The sequence below is a fragment of the Massilia polaris genome (assembly GCF_012927275.1).
GTDB classification, from domain to species: domain Bacteria; phylum Pseudomonadota; class Gammaproteobacteria; order Burkholderiales; family Burkholderiaceae_D; genus Telluria_A; species Telluria_A polaris.
Genome location: NZ_JABBGG010000001.1, coordinates 795,023 through 809,011 on the forward strand (window position 1 = coordinate 795,023; position 13,989 = coordinate 809,011).

Annotated in this window: 13 protein-coding genes; 3 read left to right on the forward strand and 10 right to left on the reverse strand. The window is 64.8% G+C overall.

The annotated features are described in order from the left end of the window. Positions 1-23: 23 nt before the first annotated feature. The 4 genes from HHL21_RS03710 to HHL21_RS03725 form a co-directional block, all read right to left on the reverse strand. Positions 24-1,418 carry a multicopper oxidase family protein gene (locus tag HHL21_RS03710; protein WP_169463856.1) on the reverse strand — a complete coding sequence of 465 codons (1,395 nt, stop codon included), beginning with the start codon at positions 1,416-1,418 and terminating at the stop codon, positions 24-26. A 14-nt stretch (positions 1,419-1,432) separates the two neighbouring features. Next, positions 1,433-2,815 carry a TolC family protein gene (locus HHL21_RS03715; RefSeq protein WP_169463857.1) on the reverse strand — a complete coding sequence of 461 codons (1,383 nt, stop codon included), beginning with the start codon at positions 2,813-2,815 and terminating at the stop codon, positions 1,433-1,435. A 1-nt stretch (position 2,816) separates the two neighbouring features. Further along, a complete protein-coding gene (locus tag HHL21_RS03720; protein WP_169463858.1) occupies positions 2,817-3,107 on the reverse strand; it encodes a hypothetical protein in 291 nt (96 codons plus the stop codon). Positions 3,108-3,192: 85 nt separating this feature from the next. Next, the gene (locus tag HHL21_RS03725) at positions 3,193-3,597 is read right to left on the reverse strand and encodes a hypothetical protein (RefSeq protein ID WP_169463859.1); all 405 of its coding nucleotides are present in this window, start codon (positions 3,595-3,597) and stop codon (positions 3,193-3,195) included. 118 nt (positions 3,598-3,715) lie between these two features. Here HHL21_RS03725 and HHL21_RS03730 point away from each other — a divergent pair, with 118 nt between their 5' ends. Both HHL21_RS03730 and cueR read left to right on the forward strand, forming a co-directional pair. Next, positions 3,716-5,887 carry a heavy metal translocating P-type ATPase gene (locus HHL21_RS03730; RefSeq protein WP_169463860.1) on the forward strand — a complete coding sequence of 724 codons (2,172 nt, stop codon included), beginning with the start codon at positions 3,716-3,718 and terminating at the stop codon, positions 5,885-5,887. After that, positions 5,884-6,282, forward strand: a complete 399-nt coding sequence (gene cueR, locus HHL21_RS03735) for a Cu(I)-responsive transcriptional regulator (protein ID WP_169463861.1) — start codon at positions 5,884-5,886, stop codon at positions 6,280-6,282. Before HHL21_RS03730 ends, cueR begins: the two co-directional genes overlap by 4 nt. On the opposite strand, the gene HHL21_RS03740 is transcribed toward cueR, so the two are convergent. The 3 genes from HHL21_RS03740 to HHL21_RS03750 are packed head-to-tail and all read right to left on the reverse strand — an operon-like array spanning position 6,279 to position 9,780. Continuing rightward, a complete protein-coding gene (locus HHL21_RS03740; RefSeq protein WP_229495933.1) occupies positions 6,279-7,496 on the reverse strand; it encodes a YbdK family carboxylate-amine ligase in 1,218 nt (405 codons plus the stop codon). The genes cueR and HHL21_RS03740 overlap by 4 nt on opposite strands. Further along, entirely contained in the window at positions 7,497-8,702 is a 1,206-nt protein-coding gene (locus tag HHL21_RS03745) for a cation:proton antiporter domain-containing protein (protein ID WP_169463862.1), read from the reverse strand. Continuing rightward, positions 8,692-9,780: a hypothetical protein gene (locus tag HHL21_RS03750; RefSeq protein ID WP_169463863.1), complete on the reverse strand. Its 1,089-nt coding sequence runs from the start codon at positions 9,778-9,780 to the stop codon at positions 8,692-8,694. Before HHL21_RS03750 ends, HHL21_RS03745 begins: the two co-directional genes overlap by 11 nt. Positions 9,781-10,400: 620 nt before the next feature. Here HHL21_RS03750 and HHL21_RS03755 point away from each other — a divergent pair. Then, complete coding sequence (locus tag HHL21_RS03755; protein ID WP_169463864.1) at positions 10,401-11,708, forward strand: hemolysin family protein; 1,308 nt, start codon at positions 10,401-10,403, stop codon at positions 11,706-11,708. Here the strand turns inward: HHL21_RS03755 and HHL21_RS03760 are convergent. The 3 genes from HHL21_RS03760 to HHL21_RS03770 all read right to left on the reverse strand — a co-directional run. After that, the gene (locus HHL21_RS03760; protein WP_169463865.1) at positions 11,705-12,232 is read right to left on the reverse strand and encodes a MarR family winged helix-turn-helix transcriptional regulator; all 528 of its coding nucleotides are present in this window, start codon (positions 12,230-12,232) and stop codon (positions 11,705-11,707) included. The two genes, HHL21_RS03755 and HHL21_RS03760, sit on opposite strands and share 4 nt — an antisense overlap. 602 nt (positions 12,233-12,834) lie before the next feature. Then, positions 12,835-13,356: a DUF1097 domain-containing protein gene (locus tag HHL21_RS03765; protein WP_169463866.1), complete on the reverse strand. Its 522-nt coding sequence runs from the start codon at positions 13,354-13,356 to the stop codon at positions 12,835-12,837. Positions 13,357-13,696: 340 nt separating this feature from the next. Further along, positions 13,697-13,989 (reverse strand): Ohr family peroxiredoxin (locus HHL21_RS03770; protein ID WP_169463867.1); only part of this gene is annotated, 293 nt, incomplete at its 5' end.

Consider the following 13,989-nt stretch of genomic DNA (forward strand, 5'->3'; position numbering starts at 1 on the left):
GTTCAATTAATTTAGCTAACGGCTTAATGGCCGCTGTGGTGGACCGGCTTTACAACCTGCAACACTTTCTCGCCCGGCCTGGCTGCCATCTGCTTGGTGTCCGGCGCGCGCACCGGCTCCGGCATGGCTGCGGCGCCATCCTTCCATTCGTACGCAACCGTGCCTGCCGGGTGCTTGTACCAGCCCGGATCCTGGTAATCGTTACGCGCCAGGCCCTTGCGCACCTTGAGGGTCGTGAACATCCCGCCCATGCCGATGCCGCCGAACGGGCCAGTGCCAGTCATCATCGGCAAGGTATTGTCCGGCAGCGGCATTTCCATTTCGGCCATGTCGGCCATACCCTTGTCGCCCATGATCATGTAGTCGGGCACGAGCTTGTTGATCTTTTCGACCACGTCGCGCTGTTCCACGCCGATCAGCGTCGGCACGTCATGGCCCATCGCGTTCATCGTGTGGTGCGACTTGTGGCAGTGCAAGCTCCAGTCGCCGGGCTCGTTGGCGATAAACTCGATCGCGCGCATCTGTCCGACCGCGATATCGGTCGTCACTTCCGGCCAGCGCGACGCCGGCGGCGTCCATCCGCCATCGGTGCCGGTCACAACGAACTCGTGGCCATGCAGGTGGATCGGGTGGTTGGTCATGGTCAGGTTGCCAACCCGGATGCGCACCTTGTCGTTCAGGCCGACCACCATCGGGTCGATGCCCGGGAAGGCGCGGCTGTTGAAGGTCCAGAGGTTGAAGTCGAGCATCGTGTTGACCTTGGGCGTATAGCTGCCCGGGTCGATGTCGTAGGCGTTGAGCAGGAAGCAGAAATCGCGGTCGACTTTCTGGAACGACGGATTTTTCGGATGCGTGACCCAGAAGCCCATCATGCCCATCGCCATCTGCGTCATTTCATCCGCGTGCGGGTGGTACATGAAGGTGCCCGGCCGGCGCGCCACGAATTCATAGACGAAGGTTTTGCCGACCGGAATAGCCGGCTGGGTCAGGCCGGTGACGCCGTCCATGCCGTTCGGCAGGCGCTGGCCATGCCAGTGGATGCTGGTGTGCTCGGGCAGTTTGTTGGTGACAAAGATGCGCACGCGATCGCCCTCGACCACCTCGATGGTCGGCCCCGGCGACTGGCCGTTGTAGCCCCACAGGTTGGCCTTCATTCCCGGCGCAATCTCGCGCACAACCGGTTCGGCGACCAGGTGGAACTCCTTGACGCCATCCTTCATGCGCCATGGCAGCGTCCAGCCGTTCAGGGTGACGACTGGATGGTACGGGCGGCCGTTCGGCGGCGCCAGCGGAGCCTGGGTGGCGGCCTTGTCCATGATGACAGCCTCGGGGAGCGATGCCGCTCCGACCCGGCTGACGACGGCGGTCGTGACCGCGGCAGCGCCTGCGCCGCGGAAGAAATCTCTACGTGAAACCATTCTGATTACCTCGATTAGTGTTGTGCCGCGGCGGCGGGGGCTGGCGCGCTGCTTGCGCGCGCGGCGGGGCGACTGCCGCCGGCGCCGGTCATTGCTGCATGCAGGGCCGAATCGGCCACCCAGTAGTCGCGCTGCGCTTCGATTGCCGCGTTGACGCTCATGATCTGGTCGCGCGCGTCGGCCAGCAGCTCGAACACGCTGATCAGCATGCCGTTGTAACGCAGCAGTTGCTCGTCTGAGATGCGTTTCTTGAGCGGCACGATCTCGTCACGGTAGTGGCGCGCCAGGTCATAGGCGGTGCGATAAGCAAGGTAGGATTCACGCACTTCGGAACGCGCATCGACGGCGGATGCCGCGGCGCGCTGCACCGCCTGCATGTACAGCGATTCGGCTTTCGCCACGCGCGCAGTGCCCCAGTCGAACAGCGGGATCTGGAATTCGATCTCGTAGCCTTTCTCGCGCTCGCCACCCGGTGTGGTGTTGTGCAGGTAGGACAAGTCGAGCAGGTTGACGAAGCGGGTCGCGCGCGTCAGGCCCAGCGACGACGCAAGGCCGGCGAGTTCCTTCTGCGCCATCAGCATGTCGAGGCGATTCGTCATCGCCTGCGCTTCGGCATCGTTGACCTCGCGTGGCGCCGCCGGGAGGTCGGGCAAGCGGTCGGGCAGCTGGAACCGGGTGTTGTTACCCCACAGTCCCATCAGTCGGGTCAGGCGTTCGCGTTCGGCCACCATTGCCTGGCGTGCGCGTGCAAGCTGGGCAACGGTGTCGGCGTAGAACGCTTGTTCGCGAGCTTGCTGCAGCTTGCTCCAGTTGCCTGCCGCCGCCATCCGGCGCGCCAGTTCCGCGCTGGCGTCGGCAGCGTCCTTCACCTGCTCCATGTAGGCAGCGCTTTGCTGGGCGGCGATTGCGCTGTAATAGGCGCGGCGCGTTTCGTCGGCCACGCGCAGCAGTTCGCCTGCCGCGCGCATCTGGGCTTGCTCAAAGCGGCGCCTTTCCAGCGGCAGCGTAAATGGCATCGTCAGCAGGCCCATGATCGGGACAGTCAGCGTGCGCTCAAGCTCGACACCTTCATGGCCCTTCAGGCGGCCGAAGCTGAAGACCGGATTGGCGATGCGGCCAGCCTGCACCAGGTCGGCTTCGGCGACGCCGAGTTCCGCGTAGGATGCCTGCAGGCCGCGGTTGTTGATCAACGCAAGCTGGACAGCGTTGTCAACCGTCAATGGCTTGGCGAGCAAGCCGGCCAGTTGGTGCTCGACCGTTTCCGGCTTGTTCGGGGGAATGGCCTGCGCGCTGCGCGCCTGCGCCAGGGCCTGCACTGCGCCGACACCGCCGTCAGCGGAGAAGGAAGCGCAACCGGAAAGGAGCAGGGCGATCGCTGAGGGAATCAATGCACGCATGTCATTCCTTGTGTTGGTGCCCGTGGTGCGGGTGTTTTTTCTCGGGGCTCGCGCCCATGTCGTGGCCGGCATGCTCGTCGCGCGGCTGGGCCACGCGCTCATTGCTATCCTTCCAGCCGACCGGCGGGGTGTCCGTGTCGGCGCGGTAGTCGGCAAACGCGGACTCATAGACTAATGGCGCGGCGGCGGCAGTAGGGTTCATTGGGGCGAGGCCTGGCTGGTCCTGCGCGAGGGCAGCGACGGGCGACAGTGCGCAGCCAGTCACCAAGGCGAAACGGATCAGGGTTTTCATGCAAATCTTTCGTCGGTCTGCGACACCCGGCGTTCGCAGGGCATCGAATCAAAAGCGAAGGCGGGGTCGCCGCCCGCATCGGATATCAGGCGACGGTGTGCGGCGGCCGCTCGAGCGCGCCGACTATGCAGGCGGTGTCGTAGGCAGCAACGTAGGGAATGCGCTCGGCGCCGTGGGAATTGATCTGGGGAAGGGGAATCAGGACGGTGACGATGGCCGCGCCCACCGGGCACGAGGCACAGGTGCCGCACTTTGCCAGGCTGCCTGGCTTATCGTCGCCGGGCGCCTGTTTGGCCTTGTGATGTTCGCAGCCCGCTGGCATGCCCGAGGCGGCGTCATCGGCGACCGCTGTCGCGGCGGCAACTACTTTCGCGGCGCCCGAATCGCACATGAACATCGATACCGCGGCGAATCCCTGGAGAGGGAGCGCGAGCAGCAATATCCAGACGAAAATAGACTTCAGCGATTTCATGGTGGCGAAGTGTAGCATGAGTCGATACGGGTTTAGTGTTGCGACTGCGGTAGCGAAATAAACAAGCGACAGGGTCTTGACCTTACAATGATGGGAAGGTCGATGATGGTGAAAATGGACCACAGGGAGAATCGCGATGGTAACAAATACTGGTAAGGAACTGGACTTGCCGATCGAGGGGATGAGTTGCACCTCCTGCGCGGGCAGGGTCGAAAAGGCGCTGCGTGCCGTTCCCGGCGTGCTGGAAGCCACGGTCAACCTTGCAACAGAGCGCGCCACGGTGAGGACAGCGGGCAAACCGGATGCCGCGGCACTGGTGCAGGCGGTAGAACGGGCTGGGTACAAGGCCACGCCCGGCCTCGGCGATGCGCCTGCGCTTGCGGGAACCGACCCGGTGGCGCGCGATGCGTGGCAAATCGGCATTGCCGCCGCTTTGACCCTGCCGCTGGCCATGCCGATGGCCGCCGAACTGTTTGGCCTTCACCTGATGTTACCCGCCTGGGTCCAATGGCTGCTGGCCACCCCGGTGCAGTTCTGGATCGGCGCGCGCTTCTACCGCGCAGGCTGGAAAGCGCTGCTGGCAAAGACCGGGAATATGGACCTGCTGGTCGCCCTCGGCACCTCGGCGGCGTACGGCCTGAGCGTGTTCGAATGGCTGGGCGGCGGCGGGCACTTGTACTTCGAGGCCGCCGCTGTCGTCATCACGCTGGTCCGTCTCGGCAAATGGCTGGAAGCACGCGCCAAGCGCCAGACCACGGAAGCGATACGCGCGCTGCAGGCACTGCGTCCGGCAACCGCCCGCGTGCGCAAAAATGGCGAGGTGCGTGAAGTCCGCATTGAGAGGCTGCGCATCGGCGATGAAGTGGTGATCCGCCCGGGCGAGCGCATGCCGATGGACGGCGTCGTCATCGAAGGGACGACGCATGCCGACGAATCGATGCTGACCGGCGAGAGCATGCCGGTGACCAAGGGCACCGGCGACAAGGTGATTGGCGGCGCGGTCAACGGCGACGGCGCGATCGTCGCGCGCGCCGCCGCGCTTGGCGCCGAATCGACGCTGGCGCGCATCATCCGCGCGGTCGAGGACGCGCAGGCGGCCAAGGCGCCGGTGCAGCGGCTGGTCGACAAGGTGAGCGCCGTGTTCGTCCCGGCCGTCATCGTGATCGCGTTCGCGGCGTTCGCCGGCTGGTGGCTGTACAACGGCGACTGGAGCGCCGCGCTGCTCAACGCCGTCGCGGTGCTGGTGATCGCTTGCCCATGTGCGCTCGGACTGGCGACGCCGACGGCCATCATGGCGGGCACCGGCGTCGCCGCGCGCCACGGCATCCTGATCAAGGATGCGGAAGCGCTCGAACTGCTGCACGGTGTGAATGTGGTCGCATTCGACAAGACCGGGACGCTCACGGCCGGCAAGCCGCGCCTGACGGCGCATATCGCAGCGAACGGCGACCATGGCGAACTGCTGGCCCTCTCGGCCGCTATACAACAAGGAAGCGAACATCCGCTGGCACGCGCGGTTGGCGAAGCAACTGCCGGCGTTGCAAGCGCGTCCGCCGTTGATGTGCGGGCGGTGCCCGGACACGGCGTCACGGCCAGCGTGGCAGGCGTGGGCTATGCGCTTGGCAACGCACGCCTGCTCGAACGTTTTGGCGTATCGCCCGGGGAGCTGGCTAAGGTCGCGCGGAGGCACGAAGACGCTGGCGCAACGGTGTCCTGGCTGGCGCAAACCGCGCCCGGGCCAAAGCTGGTCGGCATGCTGGCTTTCGGCGACGCGATCAAGCCGGAAAGCCGCGCTGCCGTGAACGGCCTGAAGGCGGCAGGAATCCGCACAGTCATGCTCACAGGCGACAACCAGGGCAGCGCCAGCCACATCGCAGGCCAGCTTGGCATCGACGAAGTCCATGCGCAGGTGCTCCCCGAGGGGAAGGCGGAAATCATCGTGCGGCTGCGCGCGAATGGCGCGCGCGTGGCGATGGTCGGTGACGGCATCAACGACGCACCCGCGCTGGCTGCGGCAGATATCGGCATCGCGATGGGCGGCGGCACCGACGTGGCGATGCATACCGCCGGCGTCACGCTGATGCGCGGCGATCCGCGCCTGCTCGCCGACGCCATCGACATCTCGCGCCGAACCTACGCGAAGATCCGCCAGAACCTGTTCTGGGCTTTTGTATTCAATGCGGTTGGCGTGCCGCTGGCGGCCTTCGGCCTGCTCAATCCGATGATCGCGGGCGCGGCGATGGCGTTTTCGAGCGTCTCGGTGGTGAGTAACGCGCTGCTGTTGCGGCGCTGGCGGGGTGCGGAATGAATATCGGCGAAGCGGCAAAGGCCTCGGGCGTCTCGGCCAAGATGATCCGGCATTACGAGGCGATCGGGCTGACCGGCGAAGCGAAACGCAGCGATTCGGGTTACCGCGTGTATTCGGTGCGCGAGGTCCAGATGCTGCAGTTTATCCATCGCGGGCGCGAGCTGGGCTTCTCGCTGGAGCAGATCCGCGCGCTGCTCGCGCTGTGGCGGGACAAGCACCGCGCCAGCCAGGATGTATGCGCACTCGCCAACCAGCACATTGCGGAACTTGACCGCAAGATCGCGGAGATGCAGGCGATGCGGCGCACGCTGGAGAGCCTGGCGACCGCCTGCCATGGCGACGAGCGTCCCGATTGCCCTATCCTGGATGACCTGGCCACTGCGGGCGGCAGCTAAGGCGTCACCCTGGTGACCCGTTCATCGGGCAGGTCGAACATCTCGCTCGCCACGCGGGCAATGTCATTCACGCCGGACCCGGCCTCCATGTGCGCGGTCAGCCAGCGCGCCTGGCCGCCCTTGGCCATCAACTCGCGGATCACCTCGCACGCCGTGCCGAAACCGGGATCGAGCGAGGCGGCCGACAGCCGCTGCAGGTCGTTCTCGACCACCTGGCAGACAGGCAGCCGCGCGCCGTTTTCCGGATCGATCCAGATCGCGCTGACGCCATCCTTGGCCGCGTTGAAGCGGTTCCACGCGTACAGCTCGCGGCTGCTGTCGGAGGGCCATTCGCCGCGCCGCCCGTATGCTTCGATGCACAGTTCGCGCGCGTAGCTCGCCAGTGCGGCGGCATACGCAGGGCGCAGCGGCGTATCGAGCACCCGGAGTTCGACGGTCCCGTATTCCGGCTTTGGCCGCACGTCCCAGTAGAAGTCCTTGATCGAGCCGACGATGCCGTGGCCTGCCAGCCGCTCGAAATACTCTTCGAATCCTTTCCAGCTGCGGATATCGGAAGGCATTGTGCCGCTCATCGGGAAAGCGCCGACGACGTTGCTGCGCGAGCTGCAGAAGCCCGAATCCTCGCCTTGCCAGCACGGCGAGTTGGCCGACAGCGCGATGAACAGGGGCGCGCGCTGCGTCAGCCACGCCGCGATGCGGATCGCTTCATCCGCGTCCGGCACGCCGATATGCACGTGCATGCCGAATACCGTGAACAGTTTGGCGAGATAGCCGAATTTACGCGCCGATGCACGGTAGCGTTCCTTCGGATAGATGCGCTGTTCCGCCCACTTCTGGAACGGATGCGCGCCGCCGCCAGAAATGGCGGCGCCCACCTGGAACGCGGCGCTGCGCACCGCCTCGCGGATCTCTTCGACCTGCGCCGCGGCCTGGTCGTAGCCGCCGAGGATGGAGGTGGCCACTTCCAGCATCGAGGTGGTGATTTCGGGCGTGGCCACCCATTCCTTCTTGCGCTGGTCCAGCAATCGAAGGATGTCCGGCGCGGCGGGCAGCAGGTCGTAGGTCAGGCGGTCGAGCACCATCAGTTCCAGCTCGATGCCCATCGATCCCATGCGCGAGTGCGCGAACGGCGGCAGGTAGGCGGGCCCGGTACCGGAGACCGCCCGTGCCTGCGCTTCTTCCAGCGAGATGATCTGTTCGGCCTTTTCGGTCATTTAATCCTCCTCCTCGTGCGTTTCGCCCGCGATCTTCAGTCCCCACCAGGTGAGGGCAGGGGCGATCAGGACATTCAATGCGAGCAGCGAAGCGATCACCTGCGCCGCCGCGGGTCCAAGGCCGGAATAGGTGCCGAGGGAGTTGTCGACCATCAGTGTGCCGAAGCTGACCAGGGAGCACATCGACACCGCCATCGCGTTCTTCTTGTGTGCGCTCCATGCTCCGCTGCCGATGAATGCGATGCGGGTGACGCCGATGCGCACCATGAATATCAGTAGCGCCAGCGCGAGGACGGCGGGATTCATCAGCTGCTGGATCTCGACCAGCGCCGCCGACATCATGAACAGCAGCGCGTAGCCGATGTCCTGGCCGGTCTTGAGCTGGGCCTGGAACACGTTGTCGCGCTTTTCCGCGTTACGCAGCAGGAGTCCCATCAACAGCAGCGACAGCAGCGCGCTGGACCCGGTGACAGAACACAGTCCCAGGTCCATCAGCAGCGCGGCCAGCAGCATGCCGGGCCGCTGGCGTGCCGGCGCACGCGTGACGCGGGTGGCGACCGCATACAAGCCGTAGCAGGCCACGGCGATGACCGCGCCCAGCGCGAGCTTGGAGAGCTCGCCCCCGAGTTCCGCGCCAAAGCCGTTGGAAGCGGGATCTTGCATCTTCATCCAGGCCAGCGCGGGCCCGAGCGCCAGCAAGGCGATCACATTGCCGATGCCGACCATGTTCGCGCCGGCGAAGGTCGCCACGCCGCTGGCGTTGGAATCGGCCGCCATCGACGCGAAGATGATCGGGCTGGCGGCGATCAGCACCACCGCGATGAACGCGGCTTCGCCGCTCGGAATGCCGAATGCGGCCAGGCAGGCGAAGCTGGCGAATCCACGCAGCAGGCTGGCGAGCACCAGGCTGGCGCCTTCACGCCCGCTGTTCCACAGCCATTGCAGGTCCATCTTGCGCCCGACTTCAAACAGCACCAGCGCGGTGGCGGCATTGAACAGTTCCTGGAACTGCGACAGCAAAGGCGCGTCGACCAATCCGAGCCCGCTGACGCCGACCAGCAGGCCGGCGATCACGGCGCCATACAGCTTCGGCAGGCCGCGCGACGCCAGCCCGAGGCCGATCAGCTGGGCCAGCAGCAGGCCGGCACCGATGATCGCCAGCGGCGAAAACAGCCACGGCGCGAGTTCGAAAATCCTATCGCTCATGGTTGGCACTCCAGGTATCGGCAATGCCGGTCATCTCGCGCTCGATGGCGCGCAGCGTGCCGCTGCCGGCCGCGAGCCCGGATGGCGTGTCGTAGCGCGCCGGAAGCGTGGCGCCGACCTGGGCGCGGATCGGCGCCTCGCCGGATTTTTGCGGGATCCAGAGCTGGCCGGTGACGTTGCTGCGCTCGGTCCAGATGGCGGCATATTTGGCGCCGGAACGTGGCGCGGCGGCTGGCGCGTCCAACAGGCGGAACGGCATCAGGAAGGTGGCGCCAGGGTAGCGCCGCGCCAGCTGGATCTGCATCGCGGCCCGTTGTTCAAGGCGCGCATCCTCACGTGCACGCGGCAGGGGCAAGGGAGCGCTGGCCGGCGGCAATGGCGCCATGCGCAGGCACTTGCCGTCGCTGTTCCAGCGCCAGCCGTCGTGCGCGATTTCGCCAGCCCGGCCTTTCAGGTTCGTTTCCCACGCCTTGCGCAGGGGTGTCGCGGGGCCCGTGTCGCCAGCGCGGACTTTCGATGCTGCTTCCCCGATCAGCTTCCAGCGGCCCTCCTGCCAGGTACGCGTGGCGGCGCGCGTGGAGGGCGACCAGGTCCATTCCGTGGCCGTCCAAACGCCGGGCTCGCGCATTTCGACAGTTGCGATGCGCTCTGTTCCGTTGTCGCCCGGCCCGCCAAGATAGTGCGACTTCCAGCCGCTGTGCCAGGCCGCGCCAGGCGCCGCTGGCTGCCCGCCGAGGCGCGGGCGCTGCCACGCCAGCCACGCGGCCGGCGGCGCGATGCAGGCGCCGGGAACAGCGCTGGCCTGCCAGCGCCGCATCTCGAGGCGGCCCTGCCAGACGCACATCGGCGGCGCCTCCTTCCATCCGGCCGGGCCCGCAACGACGCCGGTGTCGGGCCCGCACTTGCTCGGGCGATGTTGGGCCAGCCTGGCGAAATCGACGGTTTCCGGTTCGGCTTTTTTACGCGATCTGCCGGGTGCGGCCGTAGCCGGCAGGTGGGTCACGATGACTGCGGCAAGCAGGAGCGCGGGGCCAGTCATGAAGGCCGGGCGCGGCATGCGCCTGTGTCGGGGGCTCATCGCCATCAGTTGTTCTCCGGTGGTTTTCTGAAGACGAAAGCATCGGCAGACTGGCGCGCTTTCATGGTCGTCTTCGAGTGAATAAGGCTGCTGCCCCCGATCAGGTTGCATTTTTCGGTAAGGTAGCGGCGGCGTGCAAGCTGTACGGCGTCCCACGACAGCTTGGGCGCCGCGAAGCAGCAGCAAGGCTTCGAGGAAGGGGACAGAGGGGATCGCGAGCAGGACGAATCGCCGCGTTTCTTCAGGAATTTGGGCCGGCCCGGTCAAAGTCATCGGTGCGGCGGCCGCGCGTTCAGGCATCGCCATCGCGCGCGCTGCGCAATGTCTTTACCTGTGGGACGGACTGAATAGTAAAAGAAATGCATCGCCGCATTATACATTTTGACAATGATGGCCACAAATATGTGTATAAGGCACAATGAGTTGGTGGGCAATTCAGGCGTATCGATTGCTACGGCACTGCGATGAGGTGTGATACCGGGTCTCCTGCCCCCGGCATTGGCCGGGGGCTTTTTTATGCTTGAAGGAAAAGCTGGTCCGCGCCGTGGGAGCCTACCGTTGACGTACAATCAATGGTTCCGGGCGCGCGCTTTGGCACAGGCTCATCTTCAGGATTCACCATGGAAATCACGCTGTTGTTCGGCCTTATCATTCTGAATGGCATGTTCGCCATGTCGGAAATCGCCCTGGTCACGGCCCGCAAGGGGCGGCTGGTGCGGCTGGCAAACGCGGGCGACGGCGCGGCGCAGGTCGCCATCGAACTGGGCGAGGAACCGACCAAGTTCCTGTCGACGGTGCAGATCGGCATTACATCAATCGGCGTACTGAACGGCATGGTCGGCGAAGCAACGCTGGCCGCCCCGCTCGCCATGTGGCTGCAATCGCTGGGCACGCCGCTGGGCGCGTCCGAATTCACGGCAAGCGCACTGGTCGTCGTGGCAATTACATATTTCACGATCGTGCTGGGCGAACTGGTGCCGAAGCGTCTCGCCCAGATCAATCCGGAACCGCTGGCGCGCGCTGTGGCGCGGCCGATGCGTTTCCTGGCCATCGTCGCGAAACCTTTCGTCATGCTGTTGTCGTCGTCGACCAGGCTGATCCTGCGGCTGTTTGGCGTGAAGGATTCCGGTCAGCAGCCAATCACCGAGGACGACCTGCACATGATCCTCGAGGAAGGATCCGAGGCGGGCATCATCGAACACCAGGAGCACCGCATGGTGCGCAACCTGTTCCGCCTCGACGACCGCCAGATCTCGTCGTTCATGGTGCCGCGCGGCGAGGTGGTGTGCCTGAATGTCGAGGATGATTTCGAGGTCAACCTGAAACGGCTGGAAGCGAGTCCGCATTCGCGCTTTCCGGTCATCCGCGGCGGCTGGGGCGATATCCTCGGGGTCGCCACCGCGCGCCAGATGCTGGCGCAGCTGCTGCGCGGCGAGCGGCCTGAGCTCGCGGGCAACCTGGAGGAGCCGGTCTACCTGCCGGAGTCGCTGACCGGCATGGAATTACTGGAGAACTTCAAGAGTTCAGGGACGCAGCTGGCGTTTATTGTCGATGAATACGGGCAGGTGCAAGGCATCGTGACCCTGCAGGATGTGCTCGAATCGATCACCGGAGAGTTCAAGACCCACCACGCCGAAGACGCGTGGGCCGTGCGCCGCGAGGACGGTTCATGGCTGCTCGATGGCCTGATACCGATCCCGGAACTGAAGGACTGCCTGGCGCTGAGTGACTTGCCCGAGGAAAGCCGCGGCCGCTACAACACGCTCAGCGGCATGCTGCTGCTGTTGCTTGGCGACATACCGAAGACGGGTGAGATTTGTACCTGGGGCAGCTGGAAGTTCGAAATCGTCGACCTCGATGGCCTGCGTATCGATAAGGTGCTGGCGTCGCCGCTGGCGCGGCAAACGGGCAATGGCGGGGCGCGCTAGCTTTCCGCCAGCAGCACCTTGGCACTGGCCGGGTCGGCATTGAGCAGCGATATCACGCTGGCGAGATCGGTTTCGAGGCGGTTCAGCGTGGCCAGGTCGAGGCCTGCGAGCGCTCCCGGCAGCACGCCTGCAAACGGGGCCGGCGCCGAATCGAGCACCGCCGCGCCCGCCGGCAGCAGCGCCAGCAGCACGATGCGGCGATCGCGGTCGCTGCGCTCGGCCGCCACCAGCCTGCGGTCAAGCAGGCTCTTGACCAGGTTGCTTGCGGTCGACTGATGGACGTCGAGCGCGCGCGCGAGGTCGTTGACGCCGATGCCGGGCGTGGCGCGGATCTCGCTCAGCGCCCATAACATGGCGCCGCCAATGCCGGTGTCGCGTTCGACCTGGCGGAAGTGGCTTTTCACGGTGTTAAAAACGATCCGGAACTGGCGCAGCACACGCACGGCAGCGGCCTCGTCTGCTATGAGGCTAGCCGCGCCGGTTGCCGGGCTTTCTGCACTGGGATCAGGAGTCGTGCTTGTCATTTCGAAATCATAGCTGAAAAGCCACCGGGAGAGAAACGGTCAATACGGCGGAGGCTCCGCGCGTATTGACTGGAACGGCTTCGATGAGGACTAATAGAAGCGACACTGATCCTGCCTTCGCGCCTGCGCTTTATCGACTCGTAAAAATCGGGCTCGCCGCGACGCATCGCATGCTCCGCCTTGACCGGCATTGGCATTGGCAATGATTGCACTCTGCAGATGATGCAGGCATTTGTCGTGCCGACTTCCAGGAGAACGACTGAACCAGGCAAGGATGCCCTGCTCCTGCTGTCGTTATTAATCCCGAAGTTGGTGGCGCCAGCGTGTACGGCGACTTGACTTCATGATACCCTCCGGGCGTAGAAAGCTGCGACGTTGTTGGCCGGTTGCGCGGTCGCGCACGGCGCTTCCTGCTCTGCGTTTGTTAACGCAGGGAGGCTAGGCGACAATGGCTGAATGTTTTCCTTGAAATCGATATAGCTGAGCAGTCGAGACTGCAAGCGCCCCCAGAACATGAATCCATATACCTTCGAACCCTTGGATGATCGTCGTGCGGCACGTGAAGCATGAGCTGTGCGTGGGTACGACACGACGATCGGCTATCAAACAGGACGTCGCTCGACACGGGACTGCAGCCAGCCTGCCATTGCAGCACCTGCTGCTCCAATGATGCCAGCCGCTGCCAGCATCCCCAGCAAAGAGGCCGACGGTGCCTGGGCAGAAGCGAAGAAGCTAATATGTCCAAGGAAATTGGCAATAGGATTGTTAATCGGCCGCAGATTGCGCAGACTTAATACCACAATCACATCGCCCAGCACTGCCAGCGGAGTGGCAGCATCACCCACTACGGGGGTGAGCAACCCAATCGCGATTGCAGTGCCCGCGCCCAAACCCAAGCCGAGCAGGAACGACACCAGGTTGGCAACTCCTTCCCGCAAAGTTGAGCCGGCGGTGTCGTGGGCCACCCAACCGAGAAACATGGTCCAAGCGGGCAACGCTGCCCCCAAGGTCAGGAAGGTAGTGCTGGATGCCACGATCGCCACGACCAGTGTGCTTAAGTGAAAGCGCGTGGCGGGCAGCTGCGCGGCCGAGACGCGTGGTACAGGGGTAGGTAATGAATTCATAGGGTTCCAATAAAGTTGGTTACCGCCACGGCCTGCCCCTCAGCTCGACGGGGTGGCCATAGCGCCGAACGCTCAGATGAGATTGATCTCGACCTTCATGTTGTCTTTGCTGAGCTTCGAGTAGGGGCAGGTCTGGTGGGCCGTTTCAAGCAGCGTCCAGGCAATATCGTGCGCAACGCCGGCAAGCTAACGTTTACACGCGCCTGCAGGATGTACGCTCCGGCGTCAGTGACCAGATCTACCTCGGCGTCGACTGCCAGATCAGCAGGCAACTTGACCTTTAGTCCATTGGCGGCCAAGCCCTTTGGACCACGAGGATGCTTGCGCAGCGCGGGCGGCCTTACTCCGTGACGACCTTGAGGGCGACATCGATATTGCCGCGCGTGGCTTTCGAGTACGGGCAGATGGCATCGGCGTCATGCGCGATTGCCGTGGCGACTTCGGGGTCCAGCCCAGGCACACGCAGGGTGAGGCGGGCCTGCAGCAAGTACTCGGCGCCGGCCAGACCCAGGTCCACTTCAATATCCACAGCCGTGTCCGCAGGCAAGGTCACTTTCATCTCCTTGGCGGTAATGCCGACGGCGGCGATGTAGCAGGCCGACCAGGCACCGGCGAACAGTTGCTCGGCGGTCG